The 11,974-nt window shown below is 54.5% G+C and carries 10 protein-coding genes; 3 read left to right on the top strand and 7 right to left on the bottom strand.

The window, feature by feature from the left end; all coding sequences use genetic code 11:
* Positions 1–109: 109 nt before the first annotated feature.
* The 6 genes from B2T33_RS12580 to B2T33_RS12555 form a co-directional block, all read right to left on the bottom strand.
* Positions 110–1,684 (bottom strand): MBL fold metallo-hydrolase, encoded by a 1,575-nt coding sequence (locus B2T33_RS12580; RefSeq protein ID WP_197147602.1) that lies wholly within the window; start codon positions 1,682–1,684, stop codon positions 110–112.
* A gap of 85 nt (positions 1,685–1,769) precedes the next feature.
* Positions 1,770–3,023 carry a gephyrin-like molybdotransferase Glp gene (gene glp / locus B2T33_RS12575; RefSeq protein WP_286792192.1) on the bottom strand — a complete coding sequence of 418 codons (1,254 nt, stop codon included), beginning with the start codon at positions 3,021–3,023 and terminating at the stop codon, positions 1,770–1,772.
* 80 nt (positions 3,024–3,103) lie between these two features.
* On the bottom strand, positions 3,104–4,792 hold the full coding sequence (locus B2T33_RS12570; RefSeq protein WP_371810700.1) for an ABC transporter permease: 1,689 nt from the start codon (positions 4,790–4,792) through the stop codon (positions 3,104–3,106).
* Positions 4,793–4,946: 154 nt separating this feature from the next.
* Positions 4,947–5,972, bottom strand: coding sequence for a Fe(3+) ABC transporter substrate-binding protein (locus B2T33_RS12565; RefSeq protein ID WP_197147604.1), 1,026 nt, complete (start codon positions 5,970–5,972; stop codon positions 4,947–4,949).
* Between the two features lie 236 nt (positions 5,973–6,208).
* Positions 6,209–7,225 carry a Fe(3+) ABC transporter substrate-binding protein gene (locus tag B2T33_RS12560; RefSeq protein ID WP_197147605.1) on the bottom strand — a complete coding sequence of 339 codons (1,017 nt, stop codon included), beginning with the start codon at positions 7,223–7,225 and terminating at the stop codon, positions 6,209–6,211.
* A 195-nt stretch (positions 7,226–7,420) separates the two neighbouring features.
* Complete coding sequence (locus B2T33_RS12555; RefSeq protein ID WP_197147606.1) at positions 7,421–8,254, bottom strand: 3'-5' exonuclease; 834 nt, start codon at positions 8,252–8,254, stop codon at positions 7,421–7,423.
* Between the two features lie 341 nt (positions 8,255–8,595).
* On the opposite strand from B2T33_RS12555, the gene B2T33_RS12550 reads away from it, so the two are divergent.
* The gene (locus tag B2T33_RS12550) at positions 8,596–9,627 is read left to right on the top strand and encodes an ABC transporter substrate-binding protein (RefSeq protein WP_197147607.1); all 1,032 of its coding nucleotides are present in this window, start codon (positions 8,596–8,598) and stop codon (positions 9,625–9,627) included.
* Between the two features lie 93 nt (positions 9,628–9,720).
* Here the strand turns inward: B2T33_RS12550 and B2T33_RS12545 are convergent, their stop codons facing one another.
* Positions 9,721–10,104 carry a thiol-disulfide oxidoreductase DCC family protein gene (locus tag B2T33_RS12545; protein ID WP_197147608.1) on the bottom strand — a complete coding sequence of 128 codons (384 nt, stop codon included), beginning with the start codon at positions 10,102–10,104 and terminating at the stop codon, positions 9,721–9,723.
* A 195-nt stretch (positions 10,105–10,299) separates the two neighbouring features.
* On the opposite strand from B2T33_RS12545, the gene B2T33_RS12540 reads away from it, so the two are divergent.
* Positions 10,300–11,163, top strand: coding sequence for an ABC transporter permease (locus B2T33_RS12540; protein ID WP_064780883.1), 864 nt, complete (start codon positions 10,300–10,302; stop codon positions 11,161–11,163).
* A partial coding sequence (locus B2T33_RS12535) for a quaternary amine ABC transporter ATP-binding protein (protein ID WP_286792184.1) occupies positions 11,163–11,974 on the top strand: 812 nt, incomplete at its 3' end. The genes B2T33_RS12540 and B2T33_RS12535, both read left to right, overlap by 1 nt.

The raw sequence follows: 11,974 nt of genomic DNA, 5'->3' as shown, positions 1-11,974 counted from the left end.
CTCAGTTCCCCGCACAACCCATAAACAGGGTGACAGGTTCTTTGTTTATGGCAAGTAAATCCGTGAAGTCGGGGTTTGCGCCCTTCTTTCAGCTCCTGGACAATTGCTCTCATACTGAACCGATATCGCGCAAGACTTTTTCGAGCATCTCTTTTCTTTCTTCCGCGGTTTCAAGCGAACGAAGTTTTTCCGAAAGCGCAGTTACTGTACCTGCATAAAGATTATGCCAGTCATCGCGCGAGAGTTCTTCACCCGAAAGACGTGCCTGCGGAATAGCCGGTTGGCCTTTGCCCTTCTTGAGGGTGACCGTATCATCAAGCATCGGCATGGAAATCTGCTTTTCCTCGATGCCGTGCGCCATCAGAACTTCGCGGAATGCCGCACGTGCGCCTTCTTCACCGTGGGTGAGGAAAATCTGACGCGCGACTGGCAAGCGGTTCTTGGTCCATTGCAAAAGCATGTCCTGATCGGCGTGGCCGGAATAAACGTCCAACGTCCGAATACGGGCACGCACTTCGATTTCATCGCCGTGGATCCGCACATGTTTTGCCCCGCCCTGCAAAACACGCCCGAAAGAGCCCGCCGCCTGAAAACCGACCAGAAGCACAGTGCAATTAGGCCGCCACAGGTTGTTCTTCAGATGATAGCGAATGCGACCGGCATCGCACATGCCACTTGCGGAAATAATGATCGCACCGCTGGTGACCTGTGCGAGCTGCTTACTGGCCTGAACATCCGGCACCATATGGAACTTCGGATGCGACAGCGCCTGTGCGTCGCCGCGCTTCAGGTGTTTGGCAAATACATCGGTCGCACGTTGCGCCAAGGGGCTATCGACAAAGACATTTGCCGGTGGCAACTGGCCGCGGTTGAAAAGATGCGCAAGATCAACAAGCAACTCTTGCGTTCTGGCAACGGCAAAACTCGGAATAACCAGATTGCCGCCATTGCCCAGCGCATCCTGAACTTCCTTGCGCAGCATCTCGCGGCGTTCTTCGTCGGTCATCACCGGACGGTTACGATCGCCATAGGTGGTTTCGACAAACAGATAGTCGACCCCCGTCGGGGCCTCGGGCGCTTCGTTGAATACGGCCTCACCGGTTCCAACATCACCCGAGAACAGCAATCTTGTCGGTTTACCGTCTTTGTCGCCGTTCTCAATCTCCACCTCGATCGACGCGGAACCAAGAAGATGCCCCGCATCCCAGAATCGCGCCCGCACGCCGTCGATCACCGGCAACCATTCGTGATAGTCGACAGTCTTGAGCTGCGAAAGCGTATTTTCCGCGTCTTCACGGGTGTAGATCGGGGTGACTTCCGGACGACCGCGCCGCGCATTGCGACGGTTCAGACGTTCGACTTCGCTTTCCTGAATGTATCCCGAGTCCGGCAACATATAGGTCAGAAGATCACAGGTCGGCTCCGTCGCATAAATCGGCCCGCCAAACCCGGCCTTGACCAGCTTGGGCACCAGGCCGGTATGGTCAATATGCGCATGCGTCAGCAACACAGCCGAAATCCGGTCCGCCTCAAACGGGAACTTGCCATAGTTCAATTCACGGACGGTTTTGCTGCCCTGGAACATACCGCAATCGACAAGAAAATTGCCCTGATCGGTCTGCAAAAAATAGCAAGACCCGGTCACCCCACCAGCAGCACCACAAAACGTCACCGATATCGTCATTCTATTCACTTTCGCGGATTGGAAACGATCCAACAGTCCGGCAAACCATGTTCGTTTGCAATGATGTGGATCATTTTTGATGAAGTCACTGCAGGCCTTGCAGCGGCAAATAAAGAACCTGATCTCCCTTGGAGACCTGTCCGCAATTTTCCGGCAGTTCAATCAGACCTTCGGCCCAGACCATTGATGACAGCATCCCTGAACTGGTCGAAGAAAAAGCAATCGTTTCGAATTCGCCGTCATCATTCTGCACCAGACGCGCACGCAACCATTCCCTGCGTTCGGTGCCACGCCTGAAATCAAACCCGGCACGGACCGGGATACGTGTTGGCGCCAATTTGGAATGATCCGCGCCCATCGCATGGCGCAGCAATGGCAAAACATAGAGCAACCCTGAGACCAGGACTGATACCGGGTTCCCCGGAAGCCCGATCACCAGACAATCACCGATCTTGCCGCGCATCAAAGGCTTGCCGGGCTTGATCGCAAGCTTCCAGGCGGTGATTTCACCAAGGCTGTCGACCACCGGTTTCAGAAGATCGGCCTTGCCGACCGAAACACCGCCAGATGTCATGATCACGTCATGCGACTTTGCCGCGCTCGACAACGCGTTTTGCAACACATCAAAATTATCAGTCAGCAATCCAAGGTCTGTGACCTCGCAACCTATGGACCGCAACATCCCGATCATTGCAAACCGGTTGGAATCATAAATGCCCCCCGGCGGCAACGGATCACCGGGCTTGGCCAGTTCATCTCCGGTGGAGAAGACAGCAACTTTAAGGGGCCGCGCAACCGACAAGCTGCCAAATCCCTGCCCGGCCGCAATCGCAATATCCTGTGGGCGCAGGATTGTGCCTGCCTTCAAAACTGTATCACCGGTTTTGATGTCTTCACCCAGCCAGCGGATATTTTGATGCAAACTTGTGCGTGCGATCACGTCGGCATCAATTTCAATGATGGTTTCATCGGCATTGGCTTTGACATTTTCCTGAATGATCACGCAATCCGCGCCATCGGGGATCGCTGCCCCCGTCGCAATACGGATCGCGCATCCCATTGGCAGGGTTCCGTCATAAGGGTGGCCAGCCAACGATGCACCAACGACCGAAACCGGGCCGTCTATTGCGGCCAGATCGGCATGACGCAGGGCGTAGCCATCCATTGCCGAGTTATCTACCGACGGCACAGAAATCCGCGCAATGACGTCCTTGCGCAAAATCGCACCGTAGCAATCACTGATCGGGCGTTCTTCGGATGGCGTCATCACCGGCACTTCGGCAAAGGCAATGTCGAGCGCATTGGAAAGTGTTGTCAGTCCCGGTTTGATTGTTTGCATTCCGAAAGTTTCCTGCCGCCCTTGATCTTGTTTTGTATTCCCATCCGCAATCAGGATAGCCCGATCATCGGCGGGACGCATCAGGATTGTCCGCTATGCCCCGGACGGGATTTTGAAATTGCACGGCTCAGCATAATCACCGGCACCACACCGACAAGCACAATGGTTAGCGCCCCAAGGGCAGCATGTTCAATCATTTCATCCTTGGCGAACTGATAGACATGGGTGGCCAGTGTATCAAAATTGAACGGACGCAAAATAAGCGTTGCTGGCAGTTCCTTCATGCCATCGACAAAGACCAGCACCGATGCCGCCAAAATGCCACCACGCACCATCGGGAAGTGAATGCGCTTTAGCGTTCCCCAAGGGCTTTCGCCCAAGGTGCGCGCCGCATCATCCATGCTTGGCCGAACCTTGCCAAGGGCAGCTTCGATCGAGCCATAGGATACCGCCATGAACCGCACTGCATAGGCAAAGACCAACGCGAATACCGTCCCGCTTAGCAGCAACCCGGTCGATATGCCGAAGGTATCGCGCATCACCGCGTCCAACGCGTTGTCAAACCGTGCAAACGGGATCAAAACACCGATGGCCAGAACCGCGCCCGGCACGGCATAGCCGACCGATGAAAGACGGACACAGAATTTCAAAAGCGGTTGCGGGAACAGGCGCAGCGCATAGGCCATGAATATCGCGCAGCCAACGGCAACAAGTGTCGCAAGCCCGGATACCAAAAGGCTGTTACCGGCAATTTCAAAGAAATCCGCCGTCCAGCTTTGATCAAAATAGCCAATGGAATAATAAATCAGCACCAGCGACGGCACGACAAAGCCCAGCACAATCGGCAGGATACAAACCGCCAACGCCCCGGCCTTGGCAAGCGGGCTCAGTTCATAGCCCGGGAGTTCCTGAAAACGGCTGGTGGTGTCATGGAAACGCTGGCGGCGACGTGAATAGCGCTCAATCACCATCAATGCGATCACAACAGCCAGCATGGTCAGGGCAATCTGGGCAGCACCACCGGCATTTCCCATACCAAGCCAGACATTAAAAATACCGGCCGTCAGGGTATGCACGGCAAAGAAATCAATCGTGCCAAAGTCATTGAGCGTTTCCATCAACGCAATCACAACGCCAACAACAATTGCCGGTCGCGCCAACGGCAACGCGACCGTAAGAAACGAACTCCAGGCACTCCGTCCCAGAATACGGGCGGCTTCAATCGCGCAGATCGATTGCGACAGGAAGGCTGCACGTGCGAGCATGTAAACATAAGGATACAGCGTCAGGCTAAGCACAATGATCGCACCGCCCTTGGTGCGAATATCGGGGAACCAGTAATCAGCCGCCGATTGCCAGCCAAACATATCGCGCAGCATCCCCTGCACCGGCCCGGCATATTCCAGAAGATCGGTATAGACATAGGCCACGATATAAGCCGGGACCGCCATGGGCAGCAGCATCGCCCATTCAAAGAAACGCTTGCCCGGAAGTCGGCACATGGTCACAACCCACGCCGAGGCAACCCCGATCAAGGTCACCCCGATGCCAACGCCCAGCATCAGAATGCCGGTGTTTTTAAGGTACCTTGGCAACATGGTTGAAGCCAGATGCGGCCAGATATTCTCGGTCGGGAACAACGCAATCCACGCCACGGCTACAATCGGTGCTGCCACCATCGCCGCAACGATAAACGCCCCGATCAACCAGACAGCCGACTGACCACGCGGCAACCAACGCATTGCCGTGCGCCCGGATGGTGCACGCATCGGGTCAAAGGTCTCCGTCACGGCGGCGGGCCGGATATCCTCTTCCTCTGGCGTCTGGCAAGCGTTGTTCAAGGCTGTTTCCGTTTCCTGCGTCGCGGATCATGCCACCCTGTGCGGGTTGGCCGGTCTTGATACCTTGGGATGGGCGTGCGGTCTACTCGTTAAAGCCGACTTCATCAATCAGACGGATCGCCGCCCCACGATTGGCCGCAACCGTATTGAGCGGCAAATCATCATGAACGAACGTGCCCCAGGCCCGAACCCTTTCGGACCAGGCGACCCCCGGTTTGACCGGATATTCGAAATTGATATCGGCATACATGTGCTGGGCTTCGGCACTTGAAAGGAATTCCACCAGCTTGATGGCGTTTTCCTTGTTCGGCGCATATTTCATCAGCGCCACACCGGAAATATTCACATGCGTGCCGCGATCCCCCTGATTGGGGAAGACGATGCGCACCTGCTTGGCGGCATCGGCCTTGTTCGGATCATCCAGCATCTTGCCGTAATAGTATGAATTGCCGATCGCCACATCACAGACGCCCTGTGACACCGCCTCGATCTGGTCGGTATCCCCGCCTTGCGGCTTGCGCGCCAGATTGTCCTTAACCGCACTCAGCCAGGTTTTGGTCTCTTCTTCGCCATGGTGGGCAATCATCGAGGCGATCAGGGCAATGTTATAAACATGCATGGCCGAACGCACACAAATGCGCCCCTTCCATTTCGGATCAGCAAGCTCTTCATAGGTGGTGATGGCGTCCGGCTCCACCCGATCAAGCGAGGTATAAAGCACGCGTGCACGCGTGGTCATCCCGACCCAAAGCTTTTCTTCATCGCGGAACTGATCGGGGATATTGGCGTCCAGAACGGCACTTTCGATCGGCTGGGCGATGTCGGCATCGACTGCATCCTGAATGCGGCCGACATCAACGGTCAACAGCAGATCGGCCGGGGTATTGCGCCCTTCGTGCTTGATGCGCTCCACCAGTCCACTTTGCGAGAAAAGCGTATTGACGCGAATTCCTGTTTCCTCGGTGAAGCGTTTGAACATCGGTTCGATCAGAAAGGGCTGTCGAAGCGAATAGACATTAACTTCCTCTGCGGCATGGGCGGTGGGGAACATGGACAACCCCATCGCGGAAACAACAAGACCAAGAACGGTTTTGCGCAGAGAAATCATAAATGCCTCGTTTGGATCAGCTGCAGGTCGCACAGCAATTAGGAATGATTTGTATTTGCTGTGGCCGAAATTAAAGGGCCCGCCCCGCCTTTTGCAAGCAAGAAAACCACATAAGAGCCATACCCGAAGTCACGAATGCGCGACCGCATCCGGCCGGCGATGGCGTACCCAAACTGAAAAAAGGGGTGGCATTACACCACCCCTTTCAAAAAGCTCATCAAACTCAGTCGGTTTGACTATTCGTTATAACCGATCTCATCGACCATCTTGATCGCATCCGGGCTCAGGCGGGCAATCTCGGCCAGCGATACTTCATCGGCCTTGAAAGTGCCCCAGGACTTCACATTTTCGGCCCACTCGACGCCCGGTTTGACCGGATATTCGTAATTGACCTCAGCATAGATGCCCTGCGCAACATCACCGGCCAGGAATTCCATCAGCTTGATGGCGTTTTCGCGGTTCGGCGCATCGGCAATCAGGCTCATGCCCGAAATGTTCATCGACATGCCACGACCATCCTGATTCGGGAAGACAAGGTTCACGGCCTCGGCCCAAGGACGCTGTTCTTCATTGTCGAGCATCTTGCCGTAGTAATAGGTGTTGCCGATCGAAAGATCGCAAACGCCTTCCTTGATCGCCTTGACCTGTGCGCGGTCATTGCCCTGCGGCTTGCGCGCCAGATTATTCTTAAGACCCTGCAACCATTCCTTGGCTTTTTCCTCGCCATGAACGGCGATCATCGAGGCAAACAGCGCAACGTTATAAACATGCGTGCCGGAACGGGTGCAGATGCGCCCTTCCCATTTCGGGTCGGCAAGGTCTTCGTAAGACGTGATCTCGCCTTCTGCCACGCGCTCCTTGGAGGCATAGATCGCGCGACCACGCTGGGTCAGGGCAAACCAATGGCCTTCCGGATCGCGCAGATGGGCCGGGATATTGGAGGCCAAGGTATCGTTTGAAACCGCTTCGGTCACACCGGCGTCAACGGCCTGCTGGATACGACTGATATCGACGGTCATCAGGATATCGGCCGGGCTGTTCGCGCCTTCCTGCTTGATACGTTCAACCAAACCTTTTTCAGCAAAGATCACATTGACGTCGATGCCGGTTTCAGCGGTGAACTTTTCAAAAAGCGGTTCGACCAGAAATTCCTGACGCAGGGAATAGACATTAACTTCCTGTGCCATCGCGGTTGTCGCAGCCATCGCTGTTGCGCCGAATACCGCACCACCGACGAGTTTCTTGATATCCATTTGAACGATCCCTGTTGAATTTGACCCTGTTGGATTTGGGTACACGTTGAAACGTACTGACGTTGCAACTCACTTGCATATTCAATGCAATTAAGATCAACTCGCATTTAATTCAACACAAATTTGCTAGACAGGGTGTCAAAATGTGACGGACTTCACTTCTGATGTCATGCTTGGGCTCAACGTTGGGCCATATCAAAGCACATTAAACGACCCGCCACTCGATTGCTTCCAGGCATCGAGGAATTCCTGATAGGCGGGAATGTCGCCTGCCCGTTCTTCAAGCCAGCCCACGGTCAGATTGATCGCATGGTTATAGCCATCATGATCGGTCATCCCGGTATGAAGCGCATGGCGCAGATACAGCAAATAGGTATTCAGAACATCCGTCTCGCAATAGCGGCGAATGCCATCAATCTCGCCATTGTCAAACATGTCTGAAACCTTGCTGCCATCCACCCCGGTCTTGCCCGGCAGATCAAGGGCGGCACAGACCTCGTTCATCTTGGTGCGGGCCGAAGCCCCATAATCCGAAAGAACTTCGGCCAGATCACAATGCCAATGCGGCGCATAGCGTGCCGTATAGTTTTCCCACTTGTTTGACGCCTGATGCAGCCAGCGGGCCGACACCCCGTGCTTCATCGCGCGGTATTTCAAAACCGGCAGATCAAACCCGCGCCCATTGAAACTGACCAAGCGCGGATACAGCTTGCCGCAATAGGCAAAGAAGCCATTCACAAGGTCTTTTTCCTCGGATGCGAGCTCCCCGCCCGATCGCAGTTCTTCGATCTCATACATTTCAAGATCGCCGTCGCGCTGAATGGTCGCGCGCAGAAAACTGATCGCCACCACCTTGTGAAACGGCTGACGCGGGAAGCCATTACGCCCATTGGTGATTTCAAGATGATAGTCTTCCAGCATCTTGCGCCCGGTTTCCGGATCGGGTGCGGTTTCACCGGTCAATTGCGGCAAAACATCAATATCGGGCACGGTTTCGATATCAAAGACGAACAGGCTGGAATGCATCATGGCGGCCCTCAATTCAAAATGCCCGGTAATGTGTTTTGCCCAACATAACGACAAAGCCAGACAAATTAAACCAATCCCCGCGACAACCGTAAATCACACCACCTGACATCTCCTGCCATCTCTGTCAGGAGCATTGTGCAATGATTTCAACATCACGTCGACGTGACATCTCATACCGGGGGTTGCGCGCATTTGACAGCCAAGTCTAGAATTGCAGCACCTGTATCAGGGGCACGGTCATATTCAAGTCGGGACCAGAGGGATTCCCGACGATTGCGGACATCCCGCACCGACCATGCATTTGATGCGATTCCGGACCGCAACCACGAAGGGACAGAAGGATGAAAACCCTGCCTACCGGAGCCGCAATGCTTTTGGCCGCTGGCCTTGCATTTACTTCTCATTCAAGCGCAAACGCGCAAGATGCCACATGCGAGATTGATCGACCGGTGATGTTTGCCGGTCTCAATTACGACAGTGCGCTTTTCCATAACGCTGTTGCCCGCTTCATCATTGAAAAGGGCTATGGCTGTCAGACTGATGCCCTGCCCGGCGATGTCATCCCGCTTTTGACAGGCGCCGGCAAAGGGGACGTTGATATCGTCATGGAAATCTGGCGCGACAACGTTGCCGAAGCCTGGACCAAGGCCGAAGAAGCCGGCAATGTCAGCCAGATCGGGGTGAACTTCGATGACGCCGTCGAAGGCTGGTTCGTACCAAGCTATGTCATCGAAGGCGATGCCGAACGCGGCATTGAACCGATGGCGCCGGACCTGAAATCAGTCGATGATCTGGCGAAATACACCGAACTGTTCGAAGACCCGGAAGAACCCGGCAAGGGGCGTTTTTATAACTGCCCGTCGGGCTGGGTCTGTGAAAAGGTCAATTCGGCCAAGCTTGGTGCCTATGACCTTGATGACAGCTTCACCAACTTCCGCCCGGGCACCGGTGCGGCCCTTTCGGCTGCCATCGCATCGGCGCATAAACGCGGTAAACCGGCCCTTTATTACTATTGGGGTCCAACCTGGGTGATGGGTCTTTATGACAGCACGCGTCTTGAAGAACCGGCTTATGACAAGTCGATCTTTGATGCGCTGAAAACAGAAGAAAACCCGACCAAGGCAACCGCCTACCCGCAAAGCACAATCACGATTGGTGTGAACAACGACTTCAAAGCCGCTGCACCAACCCTGATCACCTTCCTGACCAACTACGAAACCAGCAACGCGCTGGTCTCGGAAATGCTGGCCTACATGCAGGAAAATGACGAAAAGCCCGATGGGGCAGCGATGCATTTCCTGAAATCCAAGCCGGACGTCTGGAAAGCTTGGGTGCCAGCGGATGTTGCAGCACGTGTTGAAAGCGCGATGTAAGTAACACCACCAATAAATCACTCGAATACCCCACAGGAGAAATCCTGTGGGGTGTTTTGTTTAGCAAGAAAAATACGACGATAATTGAATAAACTAGGTCGGCCGGGATCCATCCTCAAAAGCCGCCAACTGGCAGTGTGTAAGGCGCTTGAAGCGCCATGCGGCCCATAGGCGATAAACAAGATTTGCGATCTGCCGAATAACAGGCAGAGCAATAACCGCTGCCAAAACACGCCATCTGTCTAGCTGACGCCAGATCAAAATGAACGCATCAGCACCTGCATGCCATCGCCCATCTGAATCTAGGGCACGCATTTGCTTTAGCCCTTCGACAAGTGAGATGCCGTGCTTTTCAAGATCGCCTGCGTGTTCCGTGACGTCGCGCCATTCGAAAACGCCTTTTGGTGCGATATTGCGGTAGTAATTGATTTCGCGCGAACACAAACCGCATTTTCCATCAAAGAACACAGTGATCATCGCAACCTCTCAGGAAAACAATATTGTCTATGATTTACGGCTTTGGCTGGCCTCTGGATTATCAATCACATTAACAGGCTACCAAAAGAAGTCAGGAGATGTCAGTCATAGTTCGATTTACTGTCGCGCGGTCCACGTGATCTTGTTAGGCTCTTACGCTCATTGATTTTTTGAGCAGATCGGGCCAATTGCGCCATGTTTCCAGAACAGTTGAATGTGCCTTTGGGCAAGTGGGTCAATCAGTTTGTTGATTGGCTGGTGGTCAATTACGGCGCGGCGTTTGAGGCCTTTGCCGACAGTTTGCTGACCGTTCTGGTGGCACTCGAGCAGGTCTTGCGTGGTGCACCCTGGTGGGTGGTCTTGATCGCCATTGCCGCGATCACCTGGCATGCCAGCAAGAACTGGAAGCTGGTTGTCGGGCTGGTCATCGCCATGTTTGCCATTGGCATGCTGGGTCTTTGGGACAAGGCAATGCAAACCCTTGCCCTGATGATTGTCGCGACATCGCTATCGGTTCTGATTGGCATTCCGGTCGGCATTGCCATGGCAATGTCCAATCGTTTGCGGGCCGTCATGTTGCCGATCCTTGATACCATGCAGACCATGCCGAGTTTCGTCTATCTGATCCCTGCCCTGATGTTGTTTGGATTGGGCAAGGTTCCGGCCATTCTGGCGACGGTGATCTATGCCGCCCCGCCCGTCATGCGCCTGACCGATCTTGGTATCCGGCTTGTTGATCAGGAAGTGCTTGAAGCGTCGCGATCCTTTGGCGCCAGCCGCAAGCAGATCCTGTTTGGTGTGCAGTTGCCGCTCGCACTTCCCAACATCATGGCCGGGATCAACCAGACGACGATGATGTCAATTTCGATGGTCGTCATTGCCTCGATGATTGGCGCACGCGGATTGGGGGAACAGGTCCTGATGGGTATTCAGCGTCTGGACGTTGGTGCGGGGATGGAAGCCGGGGTTGCGATTGTGCTTCTGGCCGTGGTGTTTGACCGGATCGGTCAGGCCTATGGCAAGCGATCACAACGATCGCACGATGCGGAGGACGCGTGATGAGTTACATCGAGATCCGCAATATTTTCAAAATCTTCGGGCCTGATCCGCAATCCGCACTTGAACTGGTAAAGGGCGGTGCAGACAAGGATGAAATCCTTGCCAAAACCGGTCATACGGTTGGTCTTCACGATGTCTCCCTGTCGATTGAACAAGGGGAAACCTTCGTCGTCATGGGCTTGTCTGGATCGGGGAAATCAACGCTTATTCGCCATCTTAATCGCCTGATTGATCCGACAGCGGGCGAAGTATCATTTGGTGGCGAAGATATCCTTGCGATGGATATTCCGACCCTGAATGCCTTTCGCCGCAAGCGGCTTGGCATGGTGTTTCAGCGCTTTGGCCTGCTTCCCCATCGCAACGTGATGGATAACGTTGCCTATGGGCTCGAAATCCAGGGTACTGCGCGCAAGGAACGCGAAGCCGCCGCATCTAAATGGATCGAACGTGTGGGTCTGGCGGGGTATGAGGCCAAATATCCTGATCAACTATCGGGCGGCATGCAGCAACGTGTCGGCCTTGCCCGGGCACTTGCCACCGATCCGGAAGTCTTGCTGATGGATGAGGCTTTCTCCGCCCTTGATCCATTGATACGGTCTGACATGCAGGATGAGCTGATGAAGCTTCAGGCGGAGCTTCACAAGACCATCGTGTTCATTACCCATGATCTGGACGAGGCGCTTAAGATCGGCGACAGGATCGCGATCCTGAAAGACGGCAAGCTGGTGCAGGTCGGACGGCCAGAGGAGATCGTGCTTAGACCCGCAGATGATTATGTCCAAGCCTTTACCCGCGATGTGAACAGATCACG

Source organism: Thalassospira sp. UBA4513 (assembly GCF_002388495.1).
Lineage (GTDB): Bacteria > Pseudomonadota > Alphaproteobacteria > Rhodospirillales > Thalassospiraceae > Thalassospira > Thalassospira tepidiphila.
The sequence above is the reverse complement of the archived record's forward strand: the minus strand, read 5'-3'. Positions and strand labels throughout refer to the sequence as shown.